The organism is Streptomyces javensis, from assembly GCF_039525925.1.
GTDB classification, from domain to species: Bacteria; Actinomycetota; Actinomycetes; order Streptomycetales; family Streptomycetaceae; genus Streptomyces; species Streptomyces asiaticus.
In genome coordinates this window covers 39,346-54,567 of record NZ_BAAAIF010000054.1, presented here as the reverse complement: position 1 = coordinate 54,567, position 15,222 = coordinate 39,346, and the positions used below count along the sequence as shown (strand labels likewise).

Annotated in this window: 7 protein-coding genes; 4 read left to right on the top strand and 3 right to left on the bottom strand. The window is 72.7% G+C overall.

The annotated features are described in order from the left end of the window. The first annotated feature begins 26 nt into the window (after positions 1-26). Positions 27-965 carry an ACP S-malonyltransferase gene (locus ABD329_RS34465; protein ID WP_198276855.1) on the top strand — a complete coding sequence of 313 codons (939 nt, stop codon included), beginning with the start codon at positions 27-29 and terminating at the stop codon, positions 963-965. A gap of 192 nt (positions 966-1,157) precedes the next feature. Then, positions 1,158-1,607 carry a nuclear transport factor 2 family protein gene (locus tag ABD329_RS34460; protein WP_198276854.1) on the top strand — a complete coding sequence of 150 codons (450 nt, stop codon included), beginning with the start codon at positions 1,158-1,160 and terminating at the stop codon, positions 1,605-1,607. 107 nt (positions 1,608-1,714) lie between these two features. Here ABD329_RS34460 and ABD329_RS34455 read toward each other — a convergent pair whose 3' ends face one another. Together ABD329_RS34455 and ABD329_RS34450 are read right to left on the bottom strand one after the other, a co-directional pair. Then, complete coding sequence (locus tag ABD329_RS34455) at positions 1,715-1,924, bottom strand: DUF397 domain-containing protein (RefSeq protein ID WP_198276853.1); 210 nt, start codon at positions 1,922-1,924, stop codon at positions 1,715-1,717. Beyond that, positions 1,921-2,754: a Scr1 family TA system antitoxin-like transcriptional regulator gene (locus tag ABD329_RS34450; protein ID WP_198276852.1), complete on the bottom strand. Its 834-nt coding sequence runs from the start codon at positions 2,752-2,754 to the stop codon at positions 1,921-1,923. The genes ABD329_RS34455 and ABD329_RS34450 overlap by 4 nt, the downstream gene beginning before the upstream one ends. Positions 2,755-2,860: 106 nt before the next feature. Here ABD329_RS34450 and ABD329_RS34445 point away from each other — a divergent pair, with 106 nt between their 5' ends. Together ABD329_RS34445 and ABD329_RS34440 are read left to right on the top strand one after the other, a co-directional pair. After that, positions 2,861-3,172, top strand: coding sequence for a hypothetical protein (locus ABD329_RS34445; protein WP_198276851.1), 312 nt, complete (start codon positions 2,861-2,863; stop codon positions 3,170-3,172). Further along, positions 3,172-3,387, top strand: coding sequence for a hypothetical protein (locus tag ABD329_RS34440; RefSeq protein WP_198276850.1), 216 nt, complete (start codon positions 3,172-3,174; stop codon positions 3,385-3,387). Before ABD329_RS34445 ends, ABD329_RS34440 begins: the two co-directional genes overlap by 1 nt. A gap of 54 nt (positions 3,388-3,441) precedes the next feature. Here ABD329_RS34440 and ABD329_RS34435 read toward each other — a convergent pair whose 3' ends face one another. Then, positions 3,442-15,198 (bottom strand): type I polyketide synthase, encoded by an 11,757-nt coding sequence (locus tag ABD329_RS34435; RefSeq protein WP_344317392.1) that lies wholly within the window; start codon positions 15,196-15,198, stop codon positions 3,442-3,444. Between the last annotated feature and the right edge of the window lie 24 nt (positions 15,199-15,222).

Here is a 15,222-nt window from a genome sequence, read left to right as displayed (position 1 = left end):
AGGACTTGAGAGTAAGGCACCACACCATGACGGCATCCGAGCAGACGAAGACAGCCATCGTTTTCCCGGGCATGGGACCCTCCGGCTTCTCCGAGGTGGGCAGGTTCCTCACGCTCGACCCGTTCGCCCGGAAGCGGCTCGCCGAGGCCGACGAGGCGCTGGGCTACTCGGTCTTCGACCGGCTCCGCGATTCCGAGGACGACTACTCCGAGGCCACCCAGATCGCCTTCCTGGTGAACTCGATGGCCTCGGCGGACCGGGCGGAGCAGGAGCACGGACTCGTCCCCGACCTGTGCGTGGGCCCCAGCTTCGGGCAGAAGGCGGCCGCGGCCTACGTCAGTTCGCTGCCGTTCCCCGAGGTGGTGCGGCTCACCGCGGAGCTGGCCCGCTGTGAGCACGCGTACTTCACCGAGGAGTACCAGGACGCGGTGACCCACACCTTCGTCCGCACTCCGCAGGAGAAGCTGACGGAGATCCTCACCGAGCTCGGCGAGCGCGATGAGTGGTACGACTACTCCGGCTATCTCGACGACGGCTTCTTCATGGTGTCGCTGCGCGAGCCGGAGCTGGAGTGGTTCAAGAAGGCGATCAGCCAGGCCGGCGGCTACTCCATGTACAGCATGGTCCCGGCGGTGCACGCGCCCGCGTTCGCGGAGCTGCGGCGCCGGGCCGCCGAGGAGATCCTGCCCGGGTACGACATCCTCGACCCCAAGCTGCCCGTGGTCACCGACCAGGACGGCACCATCGTGACCACGGCCGACGAGCTGCGCACGATGCTGCTGGACACCTTCGATCTGCCGATCCACTGGCCGAAGGTGGTGGACACGCTGAAGGGCGCCGGGGTGTCGAAGATGTACATCACCGGGCCGGACAACCTCTTCCACCGGCTGGACCGCACCAAGTCCAACTTCGAGGTGGTGACGGTGGGCCCGGGCAAACGCTCGCGGCCCGCGCGCAAGCGCTGATGACGGCGTAACGCGCCGCGCGGCGGAAACTCCGCTCAACGCCCCGTGACGTAACCGAGTCGACGGGGCGTTGGCGTGAGCTGCCGGCCGCAGCGCCCGCGCGCCAGGACGACTAAATCCGGTTGCGAAAGTGCCGACCGCGATGTCTGATCCCCGCCAGCAAGGTGGGCCTTCGCCGATCACGCTGGTGACATGACGATGCCACCCACTACAGACTCAGTAGCCGTCCTCACCGGCATGTATGCGGCTGAGGCGGAGTACCTGGCGACCGGAGGCCCCGGCGAGGCTTCATTCGACTTGCTCGCCCCCTTCTTCGCGCCGAATGTCGAGCTGCATCAAGCAGCTGCTCTGCCATACGGAGGCACTTGGCGTGGGCACATCGGAATGACGCGGTTCTTCCTCGCGATGGGACAGACCTGGGAAACGTTCGACATGGTGGAGCAGGAGTTTCTTGCCACTGGTGAGACCGCTGTCGTGCTCACTCAGGTCCGTGCTCGCGCTCGTGCGACTGGCCGTGAACTCAGCTTCCCCATCCTGCAAACGATCACGGTCAAGGACGGGCGGATCACCGAGGTCCGTCCGTTCTACTGGGATACTCAGGCCATCGCCGACGCCTGCGCCGGGTCCGTGCCAACAAGCTGAGGCCGACTGCAAATCCACTGATCACAGCCACACGTTGAGGGCGGCATCCGAAGCGATCGGCCCCCGGTCCGGGGGCCGATCGCTTCGGTGGCTGGTTGCCGGATGGGTCAGGTGGCGGGGAACTCCCCGTGCCTGATGGCGGAGACGAACGACGACCAGGCGGTCGGCTCGAACGTGAGCGCCGGGCCGTGCGGGTCCTTGCTGTCACGGACGGGGACCACGCCGCGCGAGGCGACGAGGTTGGCGGCGACCTCTATGCAGGCGCCGCCGTTGTCGCTGTACGAGGACTTGAACCAACGGGGGGATTCGGTCGTCATGGGGTGCCCTTCAGCAACTGACTGATCATGGCTACAGACTGAGCCTGAGAAGGCGCTTCGGCCTGTAGCTGATGGTAGGCCGTCAGTACGGGCACCACTGAGCTGCTGTCCCGTTCGAAGTGGCCCCGCTGGGCGGACTCCGCGTAGGACATGAGCGAACGGTCCGGCATCGTCAGGATGTAGAGCGGCAGATTGAACGGCCGACGCGTCCCCATGTCGAACGGGGCAACCTGGAGCACGGTGTTCGGCAGCTCGGCGAACTCGGCCAGCCGGGCGAACTGGGCGTCCATGACGGCGGGTTCACCGATGGGCCGACGGAGACAGCTTTCGTCCAGCACCACGAAGATCAGCGGCGGGCGCGTCCGGACAAGCGCGGCCTGCCGCTCCGCGACGAGCGCCACCCGCTCCTCCGCCTGCTCGGCGGTGATCGCCCCTCGCTTGACGGCGCCCTCCGCCAGGGCTGTCGCGTACTCCGGCGTCTGGAGCAGACCGGGGATGACGCCCACTTCGTACAGCCGGATCTCCGCTGCCCGGCCCTCGTGCCCCACGTACTCCGGGAACCCCTCCAGCAGGCTGCCGTGGCGGATCTCGCGGAACCGGCGCTCAAAGGTGTCTTCACCCTCGATACCGAAGGCGCGGTCTGCGCTACGCGAGAAACGGAGGGTTGGAGGTTTCCGACCATTTTCGACGGCTGAAACATGCACACTGGAATATTCCGCACGTGCGGCAAGGTCCTCTTGGGTCCAGCCGCGAGCCTCCCGCAGGCTCCGTAATCGCGCCCCGTAGGCCGCCTCGGGCGAGGCGTCCGGGTTCAACTCGTTCTTGTTCACAGGTCGTCCTGAGCCTTCCATCCTGTGCTGACACGTTGAACGGCTCTCCACAGTAGGCCACGCTGAACTCGCTTGGTAGTGGAATCACTACAGAGAGGAGTGGCCGGTGGCCGACAAGACCACGGCGTGCCAGAAAGGGTGCGCACTGTGCGCCGCCCCCGGCGACTTCGGGCCCCACAACCCCACCGCGCCGCGTTCGGGCCTGTGCCCCGCGTGCGTCGGGGCCGGAAAGCCCACCCGCGACGGCCTGGAACAGGCCGTCGTGATCGTCGCCGGACAGACCCTCACGGGAGCCGAAGCCCTCGACCTGGCCGACGCCACGCCCGAAGAACTGGCCTACCACCTCGGCGCGGTGAAGCGGAGCCTGCGCAGCCTGCTCCAACTCCTCGCCCCCGTTGAGGGAGAGGAAGGCTCCTGATGGCCGACAACCAGCCCGACCGGGACGAACGGCCGAAGATGACGATGCGCGTCTACACCATGGCGCACAACGGGATCGTCACCACCCGACGCGCGATCGTGGCCGTCCTCGACGGGAAGCAGAGCGACACCTACTCATTGGGACAAGCGTGGCCACCGTGCCAGTGCCCCCGCCATCGCGACCACAACAACCCCGGCCGATTCAGGCTCCTCTGAACACGACGACGGCCTGTCGGCGCCCCTGTGGGGTGCCAACAGGCCGTCCGTCGGTCAGGACAGCCAGTCCTCCACGGCCCGCGCCGTCGTCCCGGCGTGCTCCTCCATCATCGTGAAGTGGTTGCCCGGCACGTCGAGCACGGTGTGCGGGAGCTGCCAGTACGAGCGCCAGTCGCCGTCGCGGGACCAGTCGAAGAGCCGGTCCCCGGCCCGGACCAGCAGCGTCGGCGTCTTGACCTCCTTGGGCCGCCACTCCCCGAACAGCCGGAAGTACGCGCCCATGGCCAGCAGCCGGGTGTCGTCCACCGGCACCTGGCCCGCGCTCCGCTCGTCCATCCCGGCGCTCAGTCCGGGCTGGAGGGCCACGGCCGCGTCCCGGTCGTGGGAGTAGATGTCGAGCAGGACGACCGCGTCCGGGAAGACCCCGGTGCTCTCCAGCCGCGCCGCCACCTCATGGGCCAGCAGCCCACCCGAGGAGTGGCCAAGCAGCACGAACGGCGCCCCGTCGGTCTCCCGCAGCACCGCCTCGGCCTGCGCCTCGACCACCGCCTCCGGGGTGGCCGGGAGCCGCTCCCCGGCGACGAAACCGGGGTTGCCCAGCGCGAGGACGTCCCGGTGGCCGCGGAATCCGGCGGCGAACCTGGCGTACTGGTGCGGGCCGCCGATCGACAGGATCGAGGAGAAGCACACCAGCGCGGGCCCGGTCTCACCGCGCGAGAGCCGCACCATCGGGGGCGCCTTGTCCAGCTCGGCGGCGGATCCGAAGGAGGGCCGGAACCGCGACACGTCCATCAGCAGGCGGGTGAATTCCTCCTGCTCACCGCGCTGTCCGGCCTCCCGCATCATCGCGCCGAACACGGCCGACGGCTCCGCGCCCGCCGCCTCGTCCCGCGCCGCGTCCGACACCGTGCCACCCTCGGCGGCCACCGCACCGGCCAGCCGCTCGAGCAGCTGCCGGGCGACCAGCTCGGGCGTCGGGTGGTCGAACAGCAGCGTCGGGGGCAGCCGCAGCCCGCTCGCGGCGCCCAGCCGGTTGCGCAGCTCCACGGCGGTCAGCGAGTCGAAGCCCTGCTCCAGGAAGCCCCGCGCGGCCCCCACCGCCTCCGCATCCGCGAAGCCGAGGACCGCGGCGGCCTGGCCGCGGACCAGGTCCAGCACGGCCTGCTCGCGCTCCGCCTCGGCCAGCCCGGCCAGCCGCCGCGCCAGCGAGGGGCCGCCGGTGTCGGCCGCCCCGGCGGAGACCGTACGGCGCCGGGCCGGGGCCCGGACCAGCCCGCGGAAGACGGCGGGCAGCGCGCCCTCGGCGGCCTGCTCGCGCAGCGGCGCGATGTCCAGGTGCAGCGGTACGAGCACCGCTTCCCCGCCCACCGAGCACGCCGTGTCGAACAGTTCCAGACCGTCCCGCGAGGTCAGCGGCGCCATCCCGGAGCGCTCCATACGGGCCACATCCGCGTCCGCCATGCCACCGGTCATCGCGCTGCGCTGCTCCCACAGACCCCAGGCCAGCGAGAGGGCGGGCAGCCCGGCGGAGCGGCGGTGCGCGGCGAAGGCGTCCAGGAAGGTGTTGGCCGCCGCGTAGTTGGCCTGGCCCGGCGCGCCGAAGGTACCGGCGGCGGACGAGAACACCACGAACGCCTTCAGGCCCAGGTCCAGGGTCAGCTCGTGCAGATTGAGCGCCGCGTCCACCTTCGGCCGGAAGACCGTGTCGATCCGCTCCGGGGTGAGCGCGGGCAGCAGCCCGTCGTCCAGCACCCCGGCGGTGTGGACGACGGCGGCGAGCGGATGCGCCGGGTCCACCTCGGCCAGCAGCAGCGACAGCGCCTCACGGTCGGCCACATCGCAGGCCGCGACGCTCACCTCGGCGCCCAGCGCGGTCAGCTCGTCGACCAGCTCGGGGATCCCCTGGGCACGCTGGCCGCGGCGGCTGTTGAGCAGCAGGTGCCGCACCCCGTGCTCGGTCACCAGATGGCGGGCGAGCTGTCCGCCGAGTACACCGGTGGCGCCGGTGATCAGAACCGTGCCGTCCGGGTCGAACTCCGGCAACCCCTCCGGCGTCCGGTCCCCCTCCTGAGCCGCGACCCGGGCCAGCCGGGGCGCGTGGAGGGCGCCCGCGCGGACCGCGAGCTGTGGTTCGCCACCGGCCGCGGCCGCCATGAGCGCGTCGGCCGAAGCCCCCTCGTGGTCCAGGTCGAGCAGCAGGAACCGGTCCGGGTTCTCGGTCTGGGCGGTGCGGATCAGCCCCCATACGGGCGCGTGCGGCAGGTCGTACACCTCGGCGTCCGGGGACGTGGCGACCGCCCCGCGGGTCACGAACGCCAGCCGCGCCCCGGCGAGGCCCTCCTCGGCGAGCCACGACCGCGCGGTGTCCAGCGCCGCGTGGGTGGCCAGCCGCGCGCCCTCCGCCAGATGGCCGCCACCGCCACCGGCGGGACCGGTGAGCGGGAGCAGGACGACATCCGGCCGGGGGCTGCCCGAGGCCACCACGGCCGCGAGCTCGGTCAGACCGGGGAAGACGGCGCACTCGGCGCCGATCGACTCCAGCGCGTCGACCAGTCCGAAGGCGTCCCTGCCGGTCGCGGCGGCCTGCTCGCCGACCACGGCCCAGCGGACGGCCGCGGGGGCCGCCGAGGGCGCCGGCACCGGCGCCCACTCCAGCCGGAACAGCGAGTCGTGGTAGGTCACCTGGGCCGCGCGCAGCTGCTCCGGGGCGATGCGCCGCAACACCAGGGAGTCCACCGACGCGACCGCGCCGCCGTGTCCGTCCGCGACGGTCAGCGCCACCGCCTCCGGTCCGGCCGGGGCGATCCGTACGCGCAGCGCCGTGGCGCCCGCCGCGTGGAGGGTGACCCCGCTCCAGGAGAACGGCAGCCGGATGCCGTCGGCCCCGGCGCCCAGGAAGTCGCCGAGCGCGACCCCGTGCAGCGCCGCGTCCAGCAGCGCCGGATGCAGCCCGAACAGCGCCGCGTCGCGGTGCTGCCGCTGGTCCAGGCGCAGCTCGGCGAAGACCTCCTCGCCACGGCGCCAGGCGGCCGTCAGGCCCTGGAACACCGGGCCGTAGCCGAAGCCGCCCGCCGCGAACCGCTCGTAGAGGTCGTCCACATCGAGGGCGACGGCCTCCGCGGGCGGCCATACGGACAGGTCAGCTCCGCTGTCGGCGGCCTCGCCCGGAGCCAGCACACCGCTGGCGTGACGGATCCAGGGCGCGTCCGAGGCGTCGCCACGGTCCGCGTCCGGCTCCGGACGGGAGTACACCTCCAGCGCCCGGCGGCCGCTCGCGTCGGACGCTGCCACGGTCAGCCGCAGCTGGATCCCGCCCCGGGCGGGCAGGATCAGCGGCGCCTCCAGGGTCAGCTCGTCCAGCAGCTCGCAGCCGACCTGGTCACCGGCGCGGATCGCCAGCTCCACGAAGGCCGTTCCCGGCAGCAGCACGGTGCCGGACACGGCGTGGTCGGCGAGCCAGGGGTGGGTCTGGAGGGAGAGCCGCCCGGTGAGCAGGAAGCCGTCGCAGTCCGGCAGTTCGACGGCGGCGCCCAGCAGCGGATGCCCGGCGGCGCCGAGACCGGCGGAGGCGACATCGCCCACCGAGAGCGGCACCTCGATCCAGTAGCGCTCGTGCTGGAAGGCGTACGTGGGCAGCTCGACGCGGACCGCGCCCGTACCCTCGTACACCGCCTCCCAGTCCACGGCCACGCCCCGCGTCCACGCCTCGCCCAGCGAGATGTGGAAGCGGTCCAGGCCGCCCTCGTCGCGGCGCAGCGACCCGATCGCGGCGGCCTCGCGGCCCGCGTCCTCGGCGGTCTCCTGCACACCCATCGTCAGCACCGGGTGGGCGCTGGACTCGATGAAGGCCCCGAAGCCCTCGTCCAGCAGGCGGCGAACGGCGCCCTCCAACTCGACGGTGCGACGGAGGTTGGTGAACCAGTACTCGGCGTCCAGCTCGGAACCGTCGACCCACTCCCCCGTCACGGTGGACAGGAACGGCACCTCGGCCTTCTTCGGCTGTACGGGCGCCAACAGTTCCAGGAGTTCCTCACGGAGGAGTTCGACCTGGGCCGAGTGCGAGGCGTAGTCCACCGGCACCCGACGGGCCCGCACCTCATCGGCCTCGCAGGACGCCAGCAGCTCCTCCAGCGCCTCGGGCTCGCCCGAAACCACCGCGGACGAAGGGCCGTTGACGGCGGCGACGGAGATCCGCTCCTCGCCCCAGGGCGCGATCCGCTCCCGTACGTCCGCCACCGGCAGCGCCACCGACACCATGCCGCCCTTGCCCGCCAGCACCCGGCCGATCGCCTGGCTGCGCAACGCCACCACACGCGCCGCGTCCTTCAGCGACAGGATTCCGGCCACGCACGCGGCGGCGATCTCGCCCTGGGAGTGGCCGACCACGGCGGACGGCCGGACACCCAGCGAACGCCACAGCTCCGCGAGCGACACCATCACCGCGAACAGCACCGGCTGGACCACATCCACCCGCTCCAACGACGGCGCGCCCTCGGCGCCGCGCAACACATCGACCAGCGACCAGTCGGTGAACTCCGCGAGCGCGGCGGCGCATTCGTGGATGCGGGACGCGAAGACGGGCGAGGCGTCCATCAGCCCCACCGCCATACCGGCCCACTGCGACCCCTGCCCCGGGAACACGAACGCCGTCTTGCCGGCCGTCCCGGTGCCCTGGACCAGCTGGGCCGCCGCCTCGCCCCGGGCGAGTGCCGTCAGGGCGCGGATGAAGTCCTCGCGGTCCGTGCCGACCAGCACCGCGCGCTGGTCGTGGACGGCGCGGGTGGTGGCCAGGGAGTAGCCGATGTCGGCCGGGCGCGGGCCCGGGTGGGCGTCGAGGTGGTCCAGCAGCCGCTCGGCCTGGGCGCTCAGCGCCGTCTCGCTCCTGCCGGACAGGATCCACGGCAGCGGACCCGGCTCGGGCGCGGTGGCGTCGGGGGCCGTGGGCCGCTCCGCCGGGGCCTGCTCGATGATGGTGTGCGCGTTGGTGCCGCTGATGCCGAACGAGGACACCGCGGCGCGGCGCGGACGGCCGGTCTCCGGCCACTCCGTCTGGTCGGTGAGCAGCGACACCGCGCCCGCCGTCCAGTCCACGTGCGGGGACGGCTCGTCCACGTGCAGGGTCCTGGGCAGTACGCCGTGCTCGATGGCCTTGACCATCTTGATGATCCCGGCGACACCGGCCGCGGCCTGGGTGTGGCCGAAGTTGGACTTCACCGAGCCCAGCCAGAGCGGTTCGTCGTCGGTGTGCTCCTGGCCGTACGTGGCGAGCAGCGCCTGCGCCTCGATGGGGTCGCCCAACGTCGTTCCGGTGCCGTGTGCTTCGACCACGTCCACCTCGGCGGGAGACAGCCGGGCGTTGGCGAGGGCCTGCCGGATGACGCGCTGCTGGGACGGGCCGTTGGGCGCGGTGAGGCCGTTGGAGGCACCGTCCTGGTTGATGGCCGAGCCCCGGACGATCGCGAGGACCGGGTGACCGTTCTTCCGGGCGTCCGACAGCCGCTCGACCAGCAGGAGCCCTACGCCCTCGCCCCAGGCCGTACCGTCGGCCGCGGCGGCGAAGGGCTTGCAGCGGCCGTCGGTCGCGAGGCCGCGCTGCTTGCTGAAGGCCACGAAGGTGCCGGGGGTGGCCATGACGGTCACACCGCCCGCGAGGGCGAGCGAGCACTCGCCGTTGCGCAGCGCCTGCACCGCCATGTGCAGGGTGACCAGCGAGGACGAGCACGCCGTGTCGACCGTGACCGCCGGGCCCTCCAGACCGAAGGTGTACGACACCCGGCCCGAGGCGACGCTGCCGGAGCTGGCGGTGCCCATGTAGCCCTCGAGGCCGTCGGGGGCGCGGTGCAGCAGGGTGCCGTAGTCGTTGTACATGACGCCGGTGTAGACGCCGGTCCGGCTGCCGCGCACCGTCGCCGGGTCGATCCCGGCCCGCTCGAACGCCTCCCAGGTGGTCTCCAGCAGCAGTCGCTGCTGCGGATCCATCGCGAGCGCCTCACGCGGCGAGATCCCGAAGAAGACGGGGTCGAAGTGGTGGGCGTCGTGGAGGAATCCGCCGTTCCGGGCGTAGCTGGTGCCCTGCTGGTCGGGGTCGTCGTCGTAGAGCGACTCGATGTCCCAGCCGCGGTCGGTGGGCATGTCGGTGATGGCGTCCGCGCCGTCGGTGACCAGCTTCCACAGGTCCTCGGGCGAGGTCACCCCGCCGGGGAACCGGCAGCTCATCGCCACGATGGCGATCGGGTCGTCGTCGTGGGCGGTGGTGGCGGCCACGGGGGCGGCCGCGTCCTCCTGGCTGCCCTGGGCCTCGGCCCGCAGATACGCGGCGAGGGCGGCGGGGGTCGGGTAATCGAAGATCAGCGTGGCGGGGAGCCGGACGCCGCTGACGGCGGTCAGGCGGTTGCGCAGCTCCACGGCGGTGAGCGAGTCGAAGCCGACCTCGCTGAACGCGCGCTGGGGGTCGACCGCCTCGGGCCCGGCGTAGCCGAGCACGGCCGCCACCTGCGAACGGACCAGGCCGAGGACGATGGCCTCGGCCTCGGCGTCGGACGCCGCCCCGGCCAGCTGCTGGGCGAGCGCGCCGTCCTTCGCGGCGGCGGCGGATTGGGCGGCGCGGCGCGGGGGGACGCGGACCAGACCGCGGAAGAGCGGTGGCAGCATTCCGGCGCCTGCCTGCGTCCGGAGGGCGGCCAGGTCGAGGGGCATGGGGACCAGCAGCGCGTCGTCCGTGGCGCTGGCCAGGTCGAACAGCTCTCGGCCCCGATCGGCGGTGATGGCGGCGATGCCACCGCGCTGGAGGCGGGCGAGTTCCGCCTCGTCCAGGTCTCCGGCCATGCCGCCGGGCTCGGCCCACAGGCCCCAGGCGAGGGAGGTGGCGGGCAGGCCCTGGGCGCGGCGGTGCTGGGCGAGGGCGTCCAGGAAGGCGTTGGCCGCCGCGTAGTTGCCCTGGCCCGCACCTCCGAAGACGCCCGCGGCCGAGCTGAACAGGATGAACGCGGACAGGTCCGCGTCCTGGGTCAGCTCGTGGAGGTTCCACGCCGCGTCCGCCTTGGGGCGGAGGACGGTGGCCAGCCGGTCGGGGGTGAGGGACGCGATGACGCCGTCGTCCAGGACGCCTGCCGTGTGCACGACGGCGGTGAGCGGGTGGGCGGCGGGGATCGCGGCCAGGGTTTCGGCCAGGGCGGTACGGTCCGCCACGTCGCAGGCCGACCAGTGGGCTTCGGCGCCCAGCTCGGCCAGTTCGGCGCTGAGTTCGGCCGCGCCGGGGGCGGATTCGCCGCGGCGGCTGACGAGGAGGAGGTGGCGTACGCCGCGCTCCGCCACTAGGTGGCGGGCGAAGAGGGTGCCCAGGGTGCCGGATGCGCCGGTGAGGAGGACCGTGCCGTTGGGGTTCCACTCCGTGGCTCGGTCGTCCTGCGACGACGCGGTGGCGCGGGCCAGGCGGGGGGCCTTGACCGTGCCTTCGCGTACCGCGAGTTCCTGTTCGCCGGAGGCGAGGGCGGTGGGCAGCGCCTTGAGGGAGTCCGGGTGGGTGTCGAGGTCCACCAGGATGATGCGGCCCGGGTTTTCTGATTGGGCGGAGCGGATGAGGCCGTGGGCGGCGGTGTGGGCGAGGTTGGTGGCGTCGGTGAGGATGACGAGGCGGGTGTCGGTGAAGTTGGCGTCGGCCAGCCAGGTTTGCAGCAGGTTCAGGGTCTGGACTGTGGTCTGGTGCGCCGTGGTGGCGGGTGAGGAGCATTCCCCTGTCCCGCCCCTTCCCGAAGCGATGGGCTCCGCCCCTCGGCCCCGGTCCTCAAACGCCGGACGGGCTGGGGATGCCGCATCCGGGCCATCAAGTGCCGCGCCGTCCGCGGACCGGCCCGGACGCCCTTCGGGCGTGTCCGCAATCGCCGGACGGGCTTGATTCGCCGCATCCGGGCCTTCAGGTACCGCGCTGTCCCCTGTCAGGGAAACCACGACGTGCTCCGGCAGCGCCGTTCCGGCAGCGACCGCTTCGGCGAGCCCACCCAGATCCGCGTACGCCGCGATCTCACCGCCGAGCGTTCCGAGACCGGGAACCTCGGAGCCCACCACCGCCCAGCGGCCGGGGGACACCGGCTCGGACAGGGACGGGACCGGGGTCCACTCGACGCGGAACAGGGCGTCGGAGGCGGTGCCCGGGGCCGTCAGCTGGTCCTGGGAGACCGTGCGGAGGGCCAGCCGGTCGACCGACGCCACCGGGGCGCCCGTGACGTCCGCCAGCTGGAGGGACACCGTGCCGTTTCCGGCCGGCGACAGGCGGACGCGTACCGTGTCGGCACCCACCGAGTGGACGCGGACGCCGGTCCAGGAGAAGGGGAGTCCGCCCTGGCGCGGGTTCTCGGTCAGGTCGCTGAGGCCGATGGTGTGCAGGACGGCGTCCAGCAGGGCCGGGTGGAGGCCGAAGAGGGCGGCGCCCGGTTCGGTGTCCTCGGGGAGGGCGACCTCGGCGTAGACCTCGCCGTCGCCGCGCCAGGCGGCGCGCAGGCCCTGGAAGACCGGGCCGTAGCCGAAGCCCGCCTCGGCCAGCCCCTCGTACAGGCCGTCGGTCTCGATGCGCTCAGCCCCGGGGGGCGGCCAGGCGCTCAGGTCGAACGAACTCTCCGGCGGGCCCGCCGCCAAGGCGCCCGTGGCGTGCCGCAGCCACGGCTCGTCGTCCCCCGCCTCGTCGGGGCGGGAGTGGAGGGCGAGGGTGCGGCGGCCGGTGTCGTCCTGGGCGCCCACGGCGATCTGGAGCTGGACCCCGCCCCGTTCGGGCAGGATCAGCGGCGCTTCGAGGGTCAGCTCCTCCACCAGATCGCATCCGGCCTGCTCACCGGCGCGCACCGCCAGTTCCACGAACGCGGTGCCGGGCAGCAGCACCGCGCCCATGACGGCGTGGTCGGCCAGCCACGGGTGGGTGTCCAGCGCGAGCCGCCCGGTGAACAGGAAGCCCTCCGCGTCGGCCAGGGAGACGGCCGTGCCGAGCAGCGGATGGTCGGCGGTGCCGAGGCCGAACGAGGAGACGTCGCCGTAGGCGGTGCCCGCGTCCAGCCAGTAGTGCTCGCGCTGGAAGGCGTACGTGGGCAGCTCGACGCGCTCGGCGCCGGTGCCCGCGTAGTACGCCGCCCAGTCGGGGGCCGTGCCCCGGGTGTGCAGGGTGGCCAGGGCGGTGGTCAGGGTCTCGGCCTCGGGGCGGCCGGACCGCAGGGTGGGGGCGAACGCCACGTGCTCGGACTCGCCCGCCAGGCACTCCTGGCCGAGCGCGGACAGCACGCCGTCCGGGCCGAGTTCGAGGTAGGTGGTGACGCCGTGCGCCTCCATGGCGCGCATGCCGTCGAGGAAGCGCACGGCCTCGCGGACGTGGCGGACCCAGAAGTCGGCAGTGGCGATCTCCGCGGCGGGCGCGATGCCGCCGGTGAGGTTGGAGACCACCGGGATCTTCGGGGCCTCGTACGTCAGGCTCTCCGCGACCTTGCGGAACGGCTCCAGCATCGGGTCCATCAGCGGCGAGTGGAACGCGTGGCTGACGGTGAGCCGCTTGGTCTTGCGGCCCTGGGCCTCGAACGACGCGGCGATCGCGACAGCCGCGTCCTCGTCGCCCGCGATGACCACCGACGTCGGGCCGTTGAGCGCGGCGATGGACACCCGCTCGGTGAGCAGCGGCGCCACCTCGTCCTCTGACGCCTGGACGGCGATCATCGCGCCGCCTCCCGGCAGCCGCTGCATGAGGCGGCCCCGGGCCGCCACCAGCAGGGCGGCGGCGTCGAGCGAGAGCACCCCCGCGACATGCGCGGCGGCGATCTCGCCGATGGAGTGGCCGGAGACCACGTCCGGCTTCAGGCCCCAGGACTCGACGAGGCGGAAGAGGGCCACCTCGATGGCGAACAGCGCGGGCTGGGTGAAGCCGGTCCGGTCCAGCGCGGCGGCGTCGTCCCCGAACAGCACGTCCTTCAGGGGGCGTTCGAGGCGCGGGTCGAGCGCGGCGCACACCGCGTCCAGCGCCTCCGCGAACGCCGGGAAGGTCTCGTAGAGCTCGCGGCCCATGCCGAGGCGCTGGCTGCCCTGGCCGGTGAAGAGGAACGCCAGCTTGCCCCGGGTCTCCACGCCCTGGACCACCCCGGCGGCGGGCTCACCGGAGGCGAGCGCGGCGAGGCGGTCGAGGAAGGTGGCGCGGTCACCGGCGATGACGGCGGCGCGGTTCTCCAGGGCGGCGCGGGTGGTGGCCAGCGAGTGGCCGACGGACACCGGGTCGAGATCGGGGCGTTCGGCCACGTGGGCGTGGAGCCGGGCGGCCTGGGCGCGCAGCGCGTCCTCGCCCTTGCCGGAGACCAGCCACGGGAGGAGGGGGAGGGTGCGGGGCGCGGCCGTCTCCTCGGCCGGTGCCGCCGTGCCCTCGGCGGGGGCCTCCGCGGTCTCCTCCTCGGCGTCGGGGTCCTCGGCCGGGGGCTGCTCGATGATCAGGTGTGCGTTGGTGCCGCTGATGCCGAACGACGACACGGCCGCGCGGCGCGGACGGCCGGTCTCCGGCCACGGCCGGCCCTCGGTCAGCAGCGAGACGGCCCCGGCCGACCAGTCGATGTGCGGCGACGGCTCGTCGATGTGCAGGGACTTGGGCACATAGCCGTGCTCGATGGCCTTGACCATCTTGATGATCCCGGCGACACCGGCGGCGGCCTGGGTGTGGCCGACGTTGGACTTGATGGAGCCGAGCAGCAGCGGCCGTTCGGCGGGCTTCTCCTTGCCGTACGTGGCGAGCAGCGCCTGCGCCTCGATCGGGTCGCCGAGCGTCGTACCGGTGCCGTGCGCCTCGACCACGTCGATCTGGTCGGCCGTCAGCCGGGCGCTGGCGAGCGCCTGGCGGATGACGCGCTGCTGGGACGGGCCGTTGGGCGCGGTCAGGCCGTTGGACGCGCCGTCCTGGTTGATCGCCGAGCCACGGACGACGGCCAGCACCTTGTGGCCGTTGCGGCGGGCGTCCGACAGCCGCTCGACCAGCAGCATGCCCGCGCCCTCGGACCAGCCGGTGCCGTCGGCGGAGGCGGCGAAGGACTTGCAGCGGCCGTCGAAGGACAGCCCGCGCTGACGGCTGAACTCGGTGAAGGTACCGGGCGTCGACATCACGGTGACACCGCCCGCCAGGGCCAGCGAGCACTCGCCGTTGCGCAGCGCCTGCATGGCCAGGTGCAGGGTCACCAGCGACGAGGAACACGCCGTGTCGACGGTGAGCGCCGGGCCCTCCAGTCCGAAGGTGTACGCCACCCGGCCGGAGGCGATGCTGCTGGAGCCGCCGGTGCCGAGGTAGCCCTCGACACCGGGCGGCACGGCGCGCAGCCGCGAGGCGTAGTCGTGGTACATGACGCCCGCGAAGACACCGGTACGGGTGCCGCGCACGGAGGTGGCGTCGATGCCCGCCCGCTCGAACACCTCCCAGGTGGTCTCCAGCAGCAGCCGCTGCTGGGGGTCCATCGCCAGGGCCTCGCGCGGATTGATACCGAAGAACGCCGGGTCGAAGTAGTTGGCGTCGTGGAGGAAACCGCCCTCCCGGACATAGCTCGTGCCCGCGCCGTCCGGATTGTCGTCGAAGAGCCGCCCGATGTCCCAGCCGCGGTCGGTGGGGAATTCGGAAATGCCGTCCCCGCCCTCGGACACCAGCCGCCACAGGTCCTCGGGCGAGCCCACCCCGCCGGGGTAGCGGCAGCTCATCCCGACGATCGCGATGGGCTCCTGGTCCTCCGACTCCACCTCTTGCAGGCGGCGCCGGGTCTCATGCAGGTCGGCGGTCACCCGCTTGAGAAAGTAGCGGAGCTTTTCCTCATTCATACGTGCGTTTCCCTCTCGAGGAAT

What these genes read in the sequence shown, in the direction of transcription:
- ABD329_RS34435 (WP_344317392.1), bottom strand. Translation starts at nt 15,198, where the DNA reads ATGAATGAGGAAAAGCTCCGCTACTTTCTCAAGCGGGTGACCGCCGAC.
- ABD329_RS34465 (WP_198276855.1), top strand. Translation starts at nt 27, where the DNA reads ATGACGGCATCCGAGCAGACGAAGACAGCCATCGTTTTCCCGGGCATG.
- ABD329_RS34440 (WP_198276850.1), top strand. Translation starts at nt 3,172, where the DNA reads ATGGCCGACAACCAGCCCGACCGGGACGAACGGCCGAAGATGACGATG.
- ABD329_RS34460 (WP_198276854.1), top strand. Translation starts at nt 1,158, where the DNA reads ATGACGATGCCACCCACTACAGACTCAGTAGCCGTCCTCACCGGCATG.
- ABD329_RS34455 (WP_198276853.1), bottom strand. Translation starts at nt 1,924, where the DNA reads ATGACGACCGAATCCCCCCGTTGGTTCAAGTCCTCGTACAGCGACAAC.